The organism is Rheinheimera sp. WS51, assembly GCF_050936095.1.
In the GTDB taxonomy this organism is placed as follows: domain Bacteria; phylum Pseudomonadota; class Gammaproteobacteria; order Enterobacterales; family Alteromonadaceae; genus Alishewanella.
Genome location: NZ_JBOTRC010000003.1, coordinates 281908 through 299004, shown reverse-complemented (window position 1 = coordinate 299004; position 17097 = coordinate 281908). Strand labels below are relative to the sequence as shown.

Below are 17097 nucleotides of genomic sequence, written 5' to 3'. Positions count from 1 at the left end.
GTCAGATCAAAATTAAGCTCTTGAATTTCGCCTGTTTAATATTGATCTGACCCCAATTATTTTAAAGCTTTTTAATTTTGATCTGACCCCATTTATCGCGATTTTTAAACGCTTTTGAACGACTTTTTTCAGCAAATGCGCTCGATGCACTGGGTCAGCAGTTAGGCTTGATGCAGCGGCGGCGGCACGTCACACCACAAAAGCTATGTATGGCTCTGGTCAGTGCACTCGGTGCAGGCACAACCCAATCGATTGCCGATATTCACCGACAATTTAACCATTTGCATGGCACTGACATAAAGCTTAAACCCTTTCATAAACAGTTAGTTAAGATGGCTGCTCCTGAGTTTATGCGCGAAGTGTTTGAAAAGGCATTGGCGCTGCACCTCCCTGATATGTTTGCTATCAGAGATAAATACCAGGAGATGTTTAAGCGTATTATTTTGCAAGATGGCACCAGTTTCGCCGTACATGACGACTTAATGCTCTATTTTCCTGGACGTTTTAATGAAACCAGCCCGGCAGCGATTGAGCTGCATGTCACGTATGACTTACTCAAGGCCCAACCTGATTGCGTTAGTCTGACAGAGGATATCGCGCCAGAGCGGCACTATTTGCCTTCGCCAGCAGCGTTAACGGGGTGCTTATTTATGGCTGATGCCGGTTATTTTTCAAAGCATTATGTGCAGCAACTGCATGAGGCCAGCGCGTATTTTATTATGCGGATGAGCAACAGCATTAATCCAATGGCCGTATGTAGTGTGAGCCAGCAGAAGAAGCCGCTGAAGACATGGTTAAAGGAATTACCTGGTACAGGCGTATTAGATTTAGATGTGCACTGGCCTGATGGCCCAGTTTATCGCTGCGTGGCCTTTGCCGCATTAGACCATAAAAAGCGTCATGTACTGGTATGCACCAACCTTGGACGTGAACAGTTCCCTGCCACAGCAGTAGGTGATTTATATCGTGTTCGCTGGCAAATAGAGCTGTTGTTTAAAGAATGGAAGTCGATGAATAATTTAAATAAATTCGACACATGCCATGCCACTATCGTCGAAACACTCATCTGGGGTAGCTTACTGGCGGCCACCTTAAAACGCTGGCTTATCAACGCCGCTGAAAAGAAGTATAACCGGGTGTTGTCACTTTTTACTGGCGCAAAATCAGCTCATATGTGGTGGTTACCGTTTTGCATTGATATTGCGGTGAGCTCTGGCGCAGATTTAGTCAACGCCATGAATAACGCAATGGCATTTTTAGCTCAGCATTGTCGACGACAGAATGTGAAAAGAGACCAGAAAACAGGTTTATTTAAGCTGCTGAATAACACGGCAAATCAGTAGGTTAGCTCACAAAGGTCATACGTATGAAGACCGCAAAGTTAACCTTAAGGCCAAGTTCTACAACTTAAAGGGTTTCCACCCTTATCAAATCCCCAACTTTTAATTATGTAAGTTCCAGGCTCCACAATATAATAAGTTAAACATTTTCCCACCCATGTTTTTTCAGTTCGAGTATTCTCTAGTATTTCTTGATCACTGAAATGGAAAACTAAATTTCCTTCTTCATCTTTAGTTATTTGAGTAAGTCCTTGACCACCTTTAACATAGTCAGATCTAATCAACTTTCCAGCATTTTCAAAAGAAAATGGTTCCTTATATGGCATAACTTGACCAATCATACTATTTTTGAATCTGACGTAATCATCTTGACCTACCGCACAACCACACAGAATAAAACAAATAACCTTTAACGCTATTAAATGGCCAGAATTCATTATCCTTTCCTATCATTTAGCAAGTCTAAATAATAATAATGTGAGTATGGTCGCATAGCAGCGGCCACTGTAACCACATAAGAAGGCGGCATAGTGGCAATCAGTGAAAATTGATCATCTGGTATAAAAGAATAATCATGCAACCCGTCATGAAACTCTGCAAATGCATCCATATAAGGTCCTTTTGCAACTGTTTGCATAAAGCTTGATTGATCAGATCCCAAAGGAGCTTTCAATTTCCCAGCTTTTACTAGCTCTAACTGCTCACCTGACAATTGTTTACCAACATCAGGTTGTCCTTCTTGCCACAAGTGTGGCTCGCCACTTTCATTATATGGCTGCCCAGTCACTTTACTTGTTTTTGTACTAACTGACTTATAAAGTTCACTTGCCCCCATAGTTAATGCTTGTACCATCGCAGCCGTTCTTGCACCTTTACCACAAGAACCACCAGATGCTTTACCAGCAGCACAACCTCCAGCGGCTACAACCGCCACTCGTTTAGCGGCATCCCCCCAACCTCCAACATTACCAAAGTTAGCATAACCACCTGCTGCACCTGCTATAGCTCCAGAAAATGCCCCTCGCGCTGCGCCTCTCAAGTTACCAGTAGCCAAGGCACCTCCGACAAATCCACCTGCTGCCCCAGCTATAGCCCCTGCAGTTATTGAGCCTGCTACAGATAAAGATGCTGCGGTTGTTGCGGTTGCGGCCGTCCCCATACCCCAGCCAATTGCCCATCCACTAGCTGCTCCCGCTGTAAAGTAAGTAACAGCAATAGCAACAGCAGCTTTCCAATATTTCTTAACAAACTTTTTAAGCTTCTTAAAGAAATACCCACTAGGGTCGGTATAGCTCATGGGGTTATTCAGCACATAGCTATAGCGATTATAGTTTTGCAGGTTATTCGGCGCTTGCACAAAGGGGTCGGCTTGCATAAAGCGGCCGAGTATCGGGTTATAGGTACGGCCGCCCATATGAATAACGTCAAAGTCGTTAATCATCTTATGGCCGGTGTAGCCTTTGCTGTCGCCCGGATTGCTGTAAGTGCTAAATAAGCTGTTGCTGCTTACGCTGTACTGCTTGCCCCAGGGGTCGTAGATAAACTGTTGCAGCAAGCTACCAGCTGCATTGGTTATGCTGGTGGTAGAACCCTGGCCGTCTTTGTGCAGGTAATACTCGTCATGGGCGTTATTGCTGCGCTTGGTAATTACCGCATTGCCAACATAAAACTTATGTTCGGTGACTGCTGTAGGTAAGCTTACCCGCTCATACAAACCGCCAATATATAACGTATCGGTGGTTTTGTTGTCGCGCACATCAGTACGACGATACAGCTCGCGGTTGGGGCCATAAGTAAAGTCTGTACGGTTGGCGCCCTGGGTTACCCGGCTGGGTTTATCAAAGGATGTATAGGTAAAAGTACGCTTACCGTCTGCAGTTGCGTTACCGTTATGATCATAGCCGAATGTGTAGGCTCCTGTACCGGTGCAACTTGCAGTCGACCCTACTGCCAACAATCGGTTAGTTTTACTGCTGTCGTAACAATAATTACCCACATTGGTTTTAAACGTGATATTACCAAAGTGGTCATACCGGTAACTTTCTTCCATCTTTAGCGCCGCAGGCAGGCTGTTATAGCCGGCACTGCCGCTAAGATTGGCAATGGTCCGTTTGGTTACCCGGTGCAGGTCGTCATAATTAAACACCTCAGTAAAGCCGGCACGGCTGCCGACGCTGCCAAAATTAAGCTGGCGTTGGGTAACATTGCCGACATAGTCGTAGTTGTAATCCATGTTATGTACATGAGTACTACCACGCTTAACGGTTAGGGTATCGAGCCAGCCACTGGCGTTGTAAAAATTACGATCTTCGGTTACGCCATTGGCATAATGCACCTTAGTTGCCTGGCCACGGGCATTGACTGCCTGTATATGCTGATATACATGGTTGGTCTTACTATCTGTTAGTTTGACCAGGGCACCGTTTTGGTACTCATGTTTAATAACCAGGTCATCTGCAGGGTTTAATGTCCAGCTGGGGTACGTGACTAAATGCAGCCGGCTGAAGCTGTCATAGCTGGTGCTAATGCTGAAACTACCGCCGGCAGCACGCACCAGTTTGCTGGCTGGCAAGGCGCGGCTGTTGTAGCTGTAAATTTCTTCATAGTCTGCTGCGGCGGTGGTAGTACACTGCACATTACTGGCAAAAGTACGCACCCGTGTTAACTGGCCACGGTTATAGCTGGCCGAACTGTTACCGTAATCCCAGCAGCTGGTGCCGGAGGGGTCATAGCGGCGTGTCATACGGCCTATGCTGTCATAGTCAAATGCTGTGGTTTGATTGTTGGCATCGGTCTGGCTTAACAATTCACCAAAACCATTATAGCTGTAGTGCCAGCTGCCTTTGTCCTGATCATCCATGCGGTACTTTCGGCCATACGCATCATAATAGTTACGGGTGCGCAGGCTGCGTACACCGCTAATACTTTGCGCGTATACGGTTTCAAGATTGCCGTACACATCGTAGCCGTAGTCGAGCATGTTACCCAGATCATCAACTACCTGTTTTGTCTGGCCCAAATAATTAGTCAGGCTTTGCTGCGTTTTGCCTTCTGGGTCGGTGGTAATGGTTAAGAAACCACGATAGCTTATTTCACTCACGCCACCGCTGGCTAAATGGGTTTTAAAGGCCCGGCCTAAATGATCGTACTCTACACGGCTGGCGTGGGTAGAAGCCGCACCAATGCCGGGCTCGTAACTGTATTCTGGCCGGCCCTGCGCATCATAGGTTGTTCTGCTGACAGACCAGCTACCGGTTAGAAGTTTGGCTCGGCTTTCGATATCGCGGCCATATTTATCCAGAAACTGCAGCTGTTCGCCACCGCCGTCGGCATATTGCCGTACCCGCGCATAAGCACCGGTAACACCACAACCGCCAGATAGCTGGGTACAATAATGCCGCTCGGTATAGCTGTTAATGACCGGATCGCTGCTGCTATGGCCTTTAATATAGCTGCGATAGCTTTGGCCCAGCGCATTAATATATTGCCTGCTAACTTGGTTATTGGCATCAACGGTGTTAACAAAATTAAGCCGGCCGGTTACGGCATCAGCGCTTAAGCCGTTGTAGGTATAAATGGTTTTATAACCCAGGTGGTTAATGCTTTCTTTCAGATAACGAAAGCGGCCATCATATACACTGTCGCTATTACGAGTGGCGGTGACACTGCCGCTGGCATTAGTACCTGCGGTAACGGCCTTACGGGTAATATTACCGGCAGCATCATAGCTATACTGCGTAATAGTACGGTGCGCCGGAGCAGTAGGTGCTAAGGTTTCTGTTTTAAGCAACAGGCCGCCGGTACGATCATAGTAATCAAAATGACTATCCCGCACCTGGCTGTTAGCGCCCTGAGTTTTTGTCACCTTAGTAGTAGCCAGCCTGCCATAGCGCTGCTGCACAACGGCACTACCATAAGTGTTAACTGTAGTAGTGGTTAACTTTTGGCTGGCAATAGTCGCATCGCTTTGCACGACGGTATTGCTTAACAAGTTGCCATAGCTGTCGTAACTAAAACTGCTGGTTGTTGTTGCCAAAGCATAGTGTTGGTTATCGCTGCCAAGCTGATAACTATGCTCTTCACTGGCGCTAATATATGGGTAAACGCCACCTTGCGCAGTAGTACGTTTGGCTAAGGTGTTTTTAGCAAATGACAATGATTGCTCTGTACCGTTTACAGCCAGCACTTGCGTGGTCGATTTCGGGATGCCGGTATAGGGCCACAACTGGTTGTAAACCGTTTCAGTCACTACTTTAGTTTGCTCGTCTTTGGTACGCAGCACCTCAAAACCCAGCATGCCGCGGCCTTTTTTGTGCACCAGCAAACCACCGTATTGATAGGTTACGCTAACCTTTTTCGCAGGGTTAACCTCTGAGCTAACTTTAGATACCACATACATACCTGCTCGTGGTGAGAAAAAGTCACTGCCGGAGTTGTTACTCGATACATCACGGAAATACACGGTCTTATTAGTGATATTTTTATATTCAATATCAGTGACAACACCCCAGCCATTGGTGATTTTGTTAATGGTATACTCATTAACATGCGGCCGCTGGCTGTGAAAAATTTTCCAGCCATTATCATTCGTGGCCGTCAGCAGATCCAGCTTACCGTCGGCATTGATGTCAGCAAACTGTATTGCGGCATTGCTATCAAAAGCCCTGCTACCACGGCTTTCAAAAATGATGTGTTCTGCGCTAGCTGTTGGCCTGGATAAATAAATATCCCAATTACTGCTACTGGTGGGCAGCAGCACATCTGTTCTGCCATCGCCATTAATATCGATAAAATAAGTTAAACCCACTAAATTGTTGGCGACAGCGGGCAGGTTAGCCTGACGTGGTGGCAGAAACTGGTTGCCATTAGATAAACGATAAAACCAACGGTTATTGCTGCGATACATTATGTCGGTATAACCGTCACCATTTAAGTCGACCGCGCGAACATTGGAGATATTGCCCAGATCCTGGCGTTCTACCAAGCTAGTACCGGTAGAAGTATATAGTTTTACCGTTTCAAACGTAATCCACTGGCCACAACCAGGCCCAGCCACGCTTTGAGTTGCGTAATCTAGTACAGAGTGAATTTGGCAATTGGCACCCGGATCGGGCTCCCATACGGAATGGATCAGCTTAATTAGAATATCTGTTTTACCATCGCCATTTACATCCAGCATAGAGGCTGATTTCATATCAGCGGTATAGCGATGCGGGGTTAAATCAAAACCGTTAACCGATCCGCCACCAATCACGCCAAGATCTTTTTCAACACTGAACGGACTGCCGTCAACCACTTGTCCTAAATTCTGATACCAGCGAAAGCGACCAGCCCGGACATACACGATATCTTCCAAGCCATCACCATCAATATCCGCAATATATGCGCTGCCTTCTAAACCATGAGCAACCCGCTTAGTGTCGAGCAGAGTGTAATTTAGCTGAACCTGGTAAGTTTCACAAAGAGGGCGACCACGTGGCTGCGGCTCACACACCTCGCGAGCAGCAGTTGATGGCGTGAAGGAAATAATGTGCCAGTTACTGGTTGTACTATTAGCAACCAGTAAATCACGTTGGCCATCGCCATCGTAGTCGATAGTTTGGCTAAACTGTTTTTTCGCCACTCCAACCGATGACATACTAATTTCAGTGGCAAAGTTACTCACAGCCGGTTGCGGCGTACATTGGGTTGGCTCGCCGGGTGGTGTGAAACAAACGTCTGTCCAGTTAGATGTGGTGCCCCCGAGGCGGGCACGCCAAAGACCCGCTCGCGGGTACACAAGATCAACAAAACCATCGCCATTAATATCAATAAGCTGTTGAAAGTTGCGCCCTATAGATGAGCCTTTTAGTTGATAGCTACTGGAAAAAGGTGAGTAATTACCCGTTACCGGCTCTTGCCAGCAATACTGCGGTGCTCCGGGTTCATTGTCGCATCGCTGCACATAAGTGGTGCTGACCGCAGGCGGACGGTTCCAGTCGAAATTGGTAGCTGGCAAGCAATTGCTACTGCCAGTATCCGCACACTCCTGAATAGAGAGCAGATAATTTTTCTCTTCCAACACATTAGTGTTAAAGTAATTTAAACGGTATTGACGATAAATGGCGCCGTCCAGTTCAACGTTCACCGTATCAAGTAACTTGGTCATGGCAACGCGACTTTGTGCCTGCCACCCTACCGCAATTTTGGTGTTATCAACGTAATTTAATATAACTCGCGCAAAAGGCGCAGCGCCGCCTGAACGTCCGGTATAATGTACTTCTGACAGGTAATGTTCACCTAGAGCGTGATCTTCAGTGTATTTAAAAACAATGTAATTACCCTTTACATCTTTAATTGCCTTTAACGCCCATAATCTTGCCACATTACTTGTCGCCGACGTGTCAAAGAATGCATCGCTGCCCGTTTCAGTAACATTACCATAGCTTTTTGCTGCTAATGCCAACGGCTTACCCATGGTGTCGTTACCCGTTACCGCAGACATATCCCCGTAATAGTGGATTTCACCTGATTTGGTCTCAACGGTAAAGCCACTTGGCCCTTGGCCTGACGTGCCGTGTTGACGAATTAATGAAAAACTATCAAGTTCAGTATGAAATTGCGTTGAACTGCTCCAATAAGTGGCATCAGCAACGTTTTTGTCATTACTGGCCCCATTTTTTACCAGGCGTTGCCCATCCAAACACAGCCTATCAGCGGCGGTAAAAGAAACATTACCTTGTAAATTGTCTACTGAAAGATTCTGAGGGCAGCGGGATATAGCGGATGTTCCGGAAAATGCCCAGCCAGTGCCCATATAACCATTTCCACCACTGCTGCTATAGCTAAAAGCAAGTTGCGGCATAACACCGGCAATACCAGCAGGTAAATTTAACGGCATGGCATACGTTGCCGCACCGGACTCATCTACCCGAAATTCGCCGGCAGAAAGTGCATTGATTGTTGGAGCAGCAATTGTTGAAAATGTTGAATACACCGGAGTATTTTGGGCAACGCCGGCAAGCTCATCCACTTCAAAATAGGATGATTCAACTTCTGGGGTGTCAGTTAAATTTGATATCAGCAATTGCGATGTTGTGCCGTGACGTAACGCTAAAAAGAGCTCTTCATTACCATCATCATCAAAATCGCCGCGGCGTACCTCCTCTACCAGATCGTGGCCAAGCGAAAGGTTAAGCGCATCCCACTGCGCCCGAGATAAGATCTGAACTTGCCATATGCCATTTATTTCTATCAGGCGCATTAAGCCGTTGTGCGCAGGAACATGCAGCGGAATGGCTTTTTGCTGTGGCAGCACAATCAGTTTGTCGGGTGCTTTTAGATAAATATTACCGAACTCGTCGGTGTACACATCGTAACCAGCGGCAACGCTAGCAAAGCTTAGACAAAATAAAACGATTAACAGAGCACGACAAAATCCAGAACGCATAGCATTGCACTCCTTCGCTAACCGCGACAAGGTAGGGTATAGGTTATTATTTAGAAGGAATTAGCTCGATTGAGCCAATTTCACATTGCTTTTTAGTCAAGTTAAACTCAAGAGTCACTTGTGCGTTTGCGGCAAAGGCTGTTAACAACAACGAATACATCGCATCGGCATGCTTGCTTTTAGTTGGCACGGCAATAAATTTATCATTATTGAGCTCACATGACAGGGCTTTCCTGTCAATGCTTGGAGTAACGGCAACCATGATTTCATCTGGGCTAACTTGCAACGCTTCAGCAAAAGAAGTAATCTCGCCAGAGCATGCTGGGCCATCACAACCTGCTATCACGCTAAATGACATACTGGCTGCCAACAATGTTAAACACAAAGCTTTTCTCATACACTCCCCGTTAACTTTTAATAACCTAATCTTTACATAAGAATAATAACTGAGAATATTTGCATTGTAAATGGGGCCGGTGAAATATATTGTGAGTCGCTATTAATTTTTTGATTTTGTCCAGCAACCGCTAAACACTCGTAACAGGATATTTACATTATAACAATAGCCACTCAAGATTGGATTGTATGAGAAGAATAAAAAAGATGTTAAAGTTACTCTAAGTGAAATTAGCTCATTAGCAGCGAATAATCATACTCAATAACGCTATATATTATAAAACAGCGAGGTCAGTTAAATGAGTCAGGCAATAACCTTTAACAAACCACTGCCTGAGCATTATAGCCTTAGCGGCTATAAGAAATACTTTGCTGACTTCCATGACTGGCTTGGTCGTAATTTCGCCCAGCATCCCGTAAATACGCTTGTGAAAGCAAAAGCGCATTTTATCGACAGTGTGTTAGTACAACTTTGGCATAAGCTAGACTTACATAAAGGCAAGCTTTTAAGCTTAATAGCCGTGGGGGGCTATGGCCGCGGTGAGCTACATCCTTGCTCTGATATTGATTTATTAATTTTAACTCAAGGCCAACTAAGCGATAGCCAGCAAGATGCTATTAGCCAGTTTATTACTTTACTATGGGATTTACGCTTAGAGGTAGGACACAGTGTTCGCACGCTCGAAGAGTCTCTACATCTTGGTAAAGACGATATTACTATCGCCACCAATCTGCTCGAAATGCGCCTATTAACGGGTAACAACGCTAGCTTTGAGCAACTGCAACAAGCGGTGTATGCCGATGACTTTTGGACTAGCCAAGATTTTTTCCAAGCCAAACGCCACGAGCAGCAACAGCGACACGCTCAATACCACGGCACTGCTTATAACTTAGAGCCGAATTTAAAGGCTAACCCTGGTGGTATGCGCGATATTCAAACTATTGGCTGGGTTGCTAAGCGGCACTTTCAAACTCGCACTATGCGCGAGCTTGTGGCTTACCACTATCTAACAGAAGATGAATATCAAGAGCTTATGGAGTGCGAGGCCTATTTATGGCAAATGCGCTTTGCGCTGCATTTAGAAGCAGATAGAAACGAAAACCGGATACTATTTGATTACCAACCGGCTGTCGCCGAACGGCTCGGCTTTGGCGCTGATGGCAAAGCCTCAGTAGAACGTATGATGAAGCGGTTCTTTCGCACCGTGCAGCGGGTTAGTGAGCTAAATGAAATGTTACTACAGCATTTCGATGGTAGCATTTTAAACCCAGACTCCACGATAAAAACCCAGCCGTTAGATGACTACTTTGAATTACAAGGCCATTTAATCGCAGCCAGTGATAATGCTGTTTTCGCTCGGCGCGATAACTTATTGCGTTTATTTTGGCATATTGCCAATAACTCAAATATTACTGGCATTCACTCCTCAACAATGCGTTTAATTCGCCAAGTTAGACGACGTCTAATGGGTGATTTACAAGATTATGAAGGCTGCCGGCAGTTATTTTTATCTATAGTGCGCCACCCGCGCGGCATGGATAATGCGATTACCTTAATGCATCGTTATGGCATATTAGCCGCTTATCTGCCGCAATGGCGCAATATTGTCGGCCAGATGCAATTTGACTTATTCCATGCTTATACTGTTGATGAACATACTCATCGTTTATTAAAAAACTTATATAAATATACCCTTGCTGAGCATGAGAATGAATTTCCATTATGTAGCGACATTGTACGTCGAATGGAGAAACCCGAGCTATTATATTTAGCCGGTATTTTCCATGATATTGCTAAAGGCCGTGGTGGTGATCACTCCGAGCTTGGCGCAATGGATGCCCGTGAATTTGCTAAGTTACACCATTTAAGTGACTTTGATAGCAAGCTTATAGTCTGGCTAGTTGAGAACCATTTACTGATGTCTATCACAGCGCAACGCCGAGATATTTATGATCCTACCGTCGTGACTGAATTCGCTGAAAAAGTACGGGATGAAACTCGACTAAATTACCTTTACTGCTTCACCTTAGCCGACATTCGGGCCACCAACGATAATTTATGGAATGACTGGAAAAACTCGTTATTGCGAGAGCTATTTCTAAGTACGCAAAAAGCATTTCGCCGCGGTTTAGAAAAGCCTATGGATTTACGTGACTTAATTAGAGAAAACCAAGCAGGTGCTTTACCCTTATTATTAAAACACAAGTTTAGTGAAAGCGAGATATTACAGCTTTGGGCCCGTATTAAAGCCGATTATTTTGCTCGCTATAGCCCAAGCCAAATTGCTTGGCATTGCGAGCATATTTTACGGCATAAAAACCCGCTGCAGCCTATGGTGCTTATTAGTAAGACACCTATTCGCGGTGGCAGCCAAGTTTTTATCTATACCAAAGATCAACCACAACTGTTTGCCCGCATGGTCGCCGCTTTAGATAGCAAAAAAGTGAATATCTTTGATGCTCAAATTATGACCAATAAAGACGGTTATGCTATGGATACCTTTGTAATATTAGAACAAAATGGTAAACCCGTTAATTCGCCTTCGCGCCAGCAAAGCATAAAACGCGCCCTAGAATTATATATTCAAGGTAAACCAGATTTATCTCGGCAAAAAAATCGTTTATCCCGAAAAATGCGCCAATTTAATGTGCCGCCTAAAGTCGCTTTTATGCCCGGCAATACTAGCAAGCGCACTATGCTAGAGCTTGCCGCTTTAGATACCCCAGGTTTACTGGCAAATATTGGTGAAGTATTCCAACGCTGTAACATCAATATTCACGCTGCAAAAATTACCACTATAGGTGAAAGGGCTGAAGACTTCTTTATGCTATCAAATAGCGATGAACAAGCACTTAGCCAAGAGCAGCAAGCCAGCTTAAAAACAGCATTAATTGAACAACTCTCACAGCACTCAGAAGGTCTTTAATACCCATGTTAGAATTAAAAACAATTATTGAACACGCATTTGAACATCGTGCCGAACTTAGCCCGAAAACGGCCTCAGCAGACATAGTTCATGCTGTAAATACAGTAATAAGTAAACTCGATGATGGCAGCTTACGTGTTGCTGAAAAGATTGCCGGTGAATGGGTAGTCCATCAGTGGCTAAAAAAAGCCGTTTTATTATCATTTCGCATTAATGATAATGTCGTAATGGACGGCGCTGAAAATCGCTTCTTTGATAAAGTGCCAATGAAGTATGCCCATTATACAGCAGAACAATTTCAACAAGACGGTGTTCGTGTTGTTCCGCCAGCCGCAGTACGCCAAGGTAGCTACATTGGCAAGAATGTCGTTGTTATGCCATCTTATGTAAACATTGGCGCCTATGTAGACGAAGGTACTATGGTAGACACTTGGGCCACTGTGGGTAGCTGTGCGCAAATAGGTAAGAATGTCCATTTATCAGGCGGCGTGGGTATTGGTGGCGTATTAGAGCCATTACAGGCTAACCCAACTATCATTGAAGATGATTGTTTTATTGGTGCACGTTCAGAAGTTGTTGAAGGTGTTATAGTAGAACAAGGTGCCGTCTTGTCTATGGGCGTATACCTTAGCCAAAGTACCCGTATTTATGATCGCGAAACCGGCAACATCAGCTATGGCCGTGTTCCTGCAGGTGCGGTAGTCGTGCCCGGCAATATCCCAAGCAAAGATGGTAGCCATAGTTTATATGCCGCTATTATTGTTAAACGTGTAGACGCACAGACGCGCGCTAAAGTAGGCATTAATGCCTTATTGCGCAGTATTGATTAAGACGTAAATAACAGCTATCAATATTCGGGCCGATTAAGATGAAAGTACTCTAACGGCCCGCACTATAAAGCTTTGATAGGGAGGTAAAACTCGCTTTATTAGCTAATAAATAGCATTACAATAAATAAAATTAATCCTGCACCACCTAGCACACCATATTCAAGCCTTTTTTCAAAACGCTTTTCTGGGTTTGCTTGTGCTGGCACTAATGCTGCTGAAACACAAAATGTCAGGCCCATCACTAGGCATAGCACGGTAGCGGCAAACACTAACGCAGTAAATAACATCGTCATATCACACCCTTTATTTAAAACATTACTCAGCAATAGTATTTACTACAGCATAAATATCAGCCGCTATTCTAGCATAAAACCTTAGGCTAATTACTAGCTTTAGCAGCAAACAAATTTCCTGTAATTGTCATCAATTATATTCTGTTACGAAAAATAGGCTAACAATAGCAGTTATTTTTGCTTAACAACTTTATACTGAAGCTAATTGAGATCTGTGCGCTTAATTGTTTCAGATTATTTTATGCTTAATTTTCAATTATAATAACGGCTAATTCATGGCCAGCCCGTTTAAGCGAGATACTAATGCATTATTTTTTTCAAGGCTTCCGTCTCATTCAAACCAAAGGCCTAAAGCGCTTTGTGCTAGTCCCCTTATTGATAAACCTCGTTTTATTCTCTTTTGCTTTTTATATTTTATTAGCACAAATTAGCGCTATGGTAGATGCCGTTCAACAGTACTTACCGGCGTGGTTGCATTGGCTAGAGTACTTACTGATCCCGCTTGGCGTTATGACCTTAGTTATCAGCTTAGCCTATAGTTTTACTATGGTAACTAATTTTATTGCGGCGCCCTTTAACGGCTTATTAAGTGAAAAAGTTGAAGCTCATTTAAGCGGTAAAAAGCTACCGGATGTTGGTTTTAAGGCCTTCCTTAAAGATGTACCAAGAATGCTAGGCCGCGAATGGCAAAAACTAATCTATGCCTTACCGCGCATGGTAGTGTTATTTATTCTGTTTTTATTTATTCCGGTTATTGGCCCTATTCTTTGGTTTTTGTTTACCAGCTGGTTATTGGCTATTCAGTATATTGATTACCCCTACGACAACCATAAAATTGATTTTTATACCATGCGGTCACAATTACGCAATCAGCCAATCACTAGTTTAGCCTTTGGGCTAACGGTAAATATCGCTTGTATGATCCCTATTTTTAATTTATTCGTTATGCCAATAGCTATTTGTGGTGCCACAGCAATGTGGGTAGATAAACTAGCAATACAAAACGACTCTGAATTAAAAGCACCAGGGGCTAAAACCTATAGTAAGTTAGATAAATACTGTTGATTAAAGTTGATAAATAGCTGTTATTGACTATTTATCAACTCAGTCGCTACAGCTAAGCTTGCTTAAGCACAGTAAAATCAACCTTTAACTAAAATGGCTTTCAAGCCAAGGTATAGCAATTAATTCTGGCTCTAAGGTTTCAATGGCATCAATGCGTAACATAGCTGCAATCTCGTTACCTTGTAGCTCAGCCAGCAGCTCTGAGAACTTTTCACCGGCACCACAAAAGTTGTCATAACTACTATCGCCTAAAGCAATAACAGCATAACGTTTATTGGTTAATAGCGGGAATTGCTCTTTCGCTTGTAAGTAGAAAGGGAACACATTATCGGGTATATCACCCTCCCCTGTTGTAGAACTGATAACTAACCAAATATCGGCATCAAAGGCTAACACTTGCTCTAAACTGGCCTCTTCAAATAGCTGACACTGATAACCACGCTCAGCTAATGTTGCCTCTGCTTGTTCGGCAACATACTGTGCGGCTCCATATACTGTCCCTACAATTATTGCAATTTTTGTCATGCTTCCTCCATAAACTGTATTTAAACGAAATTATCAGCAAATTGCTGCTGATAATAATCTTCGCTTAGCGGCCAGCCAAACTGCTGGAATAGGGGTTCAAGTTCGTTAAGACCTGCACTAAACAATAAAGGTTCGCCCGTAATGGGGTGCAAAATACACAGTTGTTTAGCAACTAATAATAAACGGTGACAATGTAAATGCTGCTGAAACAACTTATTGTGTTTGCCGTCACCATGGCTAGTATCACCAACTATAGGGTGACGCAAATGAGCCAAATGTCGACGAAGCTGGTGTTTTCTACCCGTTAGCGGCTGTAAAGCAAGCAAAGAGTAACGTGCTGTCGGATAGCGACTGACCGCAATAGGCAACTCGACTTGCTGTAAGGGATGATAACGGGTGACTGCCGATTGAGCCGCTTTATCATCTCGACTAAATTTATCTGCAATCTTATCTTGCTGCTCTTTTAACGGATAATCTAATTCAGCGCCTTGCAAAACATAGCCTCGCACCACAGCTAAATAATACTTCTGCCATACATTTTGCTGCTGCTGTTCAGATAAAATGCGCGCTACTTCACTTGATAAAGCAAAAACTAATACGCCCGATGTTGGCCTATCTAAACGATGCACCGGAAACACATGCTGGCCAATTTGGTTACGCAATGTTTGCATCACAAACACAGTTTCATGCTTATCTAAAAAAGAGCGATGTACTAACATACCGCTTGGTTTATCAATTACCACTAAGTAGTTATCTTGATATAAGATCGTTAACAACGGAGGCGCAGCTACCGTTTGCTCGAATTCAGACAACCTTGTAGCTAACTTTTGCTCGCTCATTTTTCACCTGATAAGCATATATCTATACGTTTAATTACGCTTAATAATGGCTGAGCAGTCACCGAATGGTGCTTAAAGGCTTCTTCAGCCATAGGATGAACGCTAATTTTTGTCGGTAAAGCGACTTTAGCGGCGATGAGTGCCTGCATTCTGGGAATAAAAATATACTGCAACCAATTCTCTAATGGCATAGTGTCACAGCAAAATGGTGCTGTACTACTCATCGCCTTGCTATCCGGCACAGAGCTACTCCATAGTTCGAGTTGTTTTAGCTGCTGCTCTAGCTCGGCTAGCAAGCTTTCAATGGTACTATTCATAAAGCTCTATTCATTACGCTTTGAAATTTTTTGCTAGTTTACCATAAGCTGATTCCAGCGCTAGGCTTGTAAAATTAGTAAAACAACAGCATGATCAAGACTTAATTGCAGGAGAAAGCAATGGGTTCAGTATTATTATTATTAGTCTTAACTGGAATTTGTTATGGATTTTGGTTGCAACGAAAACAAGATGAGCGCGCCAGTTTATTAGCCAAACAACTATGCCAACAACAAGAGCTACAATTATTAGATTGCGCCAGACAAAAATACTGTTTTAAAAAGCATAATGGTAGCTTACGCTTTTTAACTAGCTATCAAGTCGACTTTAGTGGCGATGGTGAAAGCCGCTATCAAGCTGAGCTACTATTATCAGGCATGCGGTTAGCGGCTTTTCAATTACCCGCTTACCGTGTTTAGTGTTTAAGCTTTAGGCTGCTGCGGCCTAAACATTAAATAACCGCTTACATTATTAAAACTAAGCTCTGTAATATGTTGATAATGATTTTCAACAAATAAAGATTTGTACTTATCTAGTGTAACAAAGACACCTACACCCGATGAGTTAGTATTACCTTCTACAAGTGTATTAACCGCGCGTAATAAATAATGGCCCAACCCCAGCGCTTGATGCTTAGGTGACACTGCTAAAAATGCCAACATATGATAATGCTCAACTGGCATAGCTGAATGCACAGTTTGCTCTTTTTCTAAAAGTTGCTTAGTTGAAACATAGCCTGCCGTGAGTAACATTTTTAAACGCCAATGCCATAAGCGTTGGCCATTATCTGTATTTGGTTCGGTTAAACAGGCCACACCCAATAATTGCTGCTGATTAAATAAGCCAATCATTGGCTGCTCTGCATGCCAAAATGTCGTTAACTCTTCTCGAATAGCTGCCCGTAGCCGTAATTCATAATCTGACTCGTTGGCGCGAAATATTTTCATAAATAGTGGATCATCATGATAGGATAAATAAAGTAACGACCCCGCTGACTTAACGTCTTCAGCCGATAGCATAGCTACACTTAGATTATCTATAGATAACGCATGATCATTAGTACCCATAATATCTCGTCTTGGCTCATTTATATGTATTCACATTAGCAGCAAGCGGCAATATTGCCAACTTCATACTA

12 protein-coding genes and 1 pseudogene are annotated in these 17097 nt (G+C 43.8%); 5 read left to right on the top strand and 8 right to left on the bottom strand.

Annotated features, from left to right (window positions below):
• Positions 1-95: 95 nt before the first annotated feature.
• Positions 96-1343, top strand: a pseudogene (locus tag ACRCA4_RS06815) (IS4 family transposase); the annotation flags it as partial.
• 44 nt (positions 1344-1387) lie between these two features.
• Here ACRCA4_RS06815 and ACRCA4_RS06810 read toward each other — a convergent pair.
• From ACRCA4_RS06810 to ACRCA4_RS06800, 3 genes are read right to left on the bottom strand one after another with little or no spacing between them, the layout of a single operon-like run.
• Positions 1388-1777, bottom strand: a complete 390-nt coding sequence (locus ACRCA4_RS06810) for a hypothetical protein (RefSeq protein ID WP_433186000.1) — start codon at positions 1775-1777, stop codon at positions 1388-1390.
• On the bottom strand, positions 1777-8769 hold the full coding sequence (locus ACRCA4_RS06805) for a toxin TcdB middle/N-terminal domain-containing protein (protein WP_433185997.1): 6993 nt from the start codon (positions 8767-8769) through the stop codon (positions 1777-1779). Before ACRCA4_RS06805 ends, ACRCA4_RS06810 begins: the two co-directional genes overlap by 1 nt.
• Positions 8770-8815: 46 nt before the next feature.
• Entirely contained in the window at positions 8816-9166 is a 351-nt protein-coding gene (locus tag ACRCA4_RS06800) for a hypothetical protein (RefSeq protein ID WP_433185994.1), read from the bottom strand.
• Between the two features lie 298 nt (positions 9167-9464).
• Between ACRCA4_RS06800 and glnD the strand changes: the two genes are divergently transcribed.
• On the top strand, positions 9465-12092 hold the full coding sequence (gene glnD, locus ACRCA4_RS06795) for a bifunctional uridylyltransferase/uridylyl-removing protein GlnD (RefSeq protein WP_433185991.1): 2628 nt from the start codon (positions 9465-9467) through the stop codon (positions 12090-12092).
• 5 nt (positions 12093-12097) lie between these two features.
• Positions 12098-12922, top strand: a complete 825-nt coding sequence (gene dapD, locus ACRCA4_RS06790) for a 2,3,4,5-tetrahydropyridine-2,6-dicarboxylate N-succinyltransferase (protein ID WP_433185988.1) — start codon at positions 12098-12100, stop codon at positions 12920-12922.
• Between the two features lie 98 nt (positions 12923-13020).
• Here the strand turns inward: dapD and ACRCA4_RS06785 are convergent, their stop codons facing one another.
• A complete protein-coding gene (locus ACRCA4_RS06785) occupies positions 13021-13215 on the bottom strand; it encodes a hypothetical protein (protein ID WP_433185985.1) in 195 nt (64 codons plus the stop codon).
• 303 nt (positions 13216-13518) lie between these two features.
• On the opposite strand from ACRCA4_RS06785, the gene cysZ reads away from it, so the two are divergent.
• Positions 13519-14280: a sulfate transporter CysZ gene (gene cysZ / locus ACRCA4_RS06780; protein WP_433185982.1), complete on the top strand. Its 762-nt coding sequence runs from the start codon at positions 13519-13521 to the stop codon at positions 14278-14280.
• Positions 14281-14364: 84 nt separating this feature from the next.
• On the opposite strand, the gene ACRCA4_RS06775 is transcribed toward cysZ, so the two are convergent.
• Genes ACRCA4_RS06775 through ACRCA4_RS06765 form a run of 3 tightly spaced genes read right to left on the bottom strand, consistent with a single transcriptional unit; the run spans position 14365 to position 15961 of the window.
• Positions 14365-14805: a flavodoxin gene (locus ACRCA4_RS06775; protein WP_433185979.1), complete on the bottom strand. Its 441-nt coding sequence runs from the start codon at positions 14803-14805 to the stop codon at positions 14365-14367.
• A gap of 20 nt (positions 14806-14825) precedes the next feature.
• Complete coding sequence (truC, locus tag ACRCA4_RS06770) at positions 14826-15644, bottom strand: tRNA pseudouridine(65) synthase TruC (protein WP_433185977.1); 819 nt, start codon at positions 15642-15644, stop codon at positions 14826-14828.
• Positions 15641-15961, bottom strand: a complete 321-nt coding sequence (locus tag ACRCA4_RS06765) for a YqcC family protein (protein WP_433185974.1) — start codon at positions 15959-15961, stop codon at positions 15641-15643. Before ACRCA4_RS06765 ends, truC begins: the two co-directional genes overlap by 4 nt.
• A 120-nt stretch (positions 15962-16081) precedes the next feature.
• On the opposite strand from ACRCA4_RS06765, the gene ACRCA4_RS06760 reads away from it, so the two are divergent.
• Positions 16082-16378 carry a DUF3301 domain-containing protein gene (locus ACRCA4_RS06760; protein WP_433185971.1) on the top strand — a complete coding sequence of 99 codons (297 nt, stop codon included), beginning with the start codon at positions 16082-16084 and terminating at the stop codon, positions 16376-16378.
• A gap of 3 nt (positions 16379-16381) precedes the next feature.
• Here the strand turns inward: ACRCA4_RS06760 and ACRCA4_RS06755 are convergent, their stop codons facing one another.
• Positions 16382-17026 (bottom strand): GNAT family N-acetyltransferase, encoded by a 645-nt coding sequence (locus ACRCA4_RS06755; RefSeq protein ID WP_433185969.1) that lies wholly within the window; start codon positions 17024-17026, stop codon positions 16382-16384.
• Between the last annotated feature and the right edge of the window lie 71 nt (positions 17027-17097).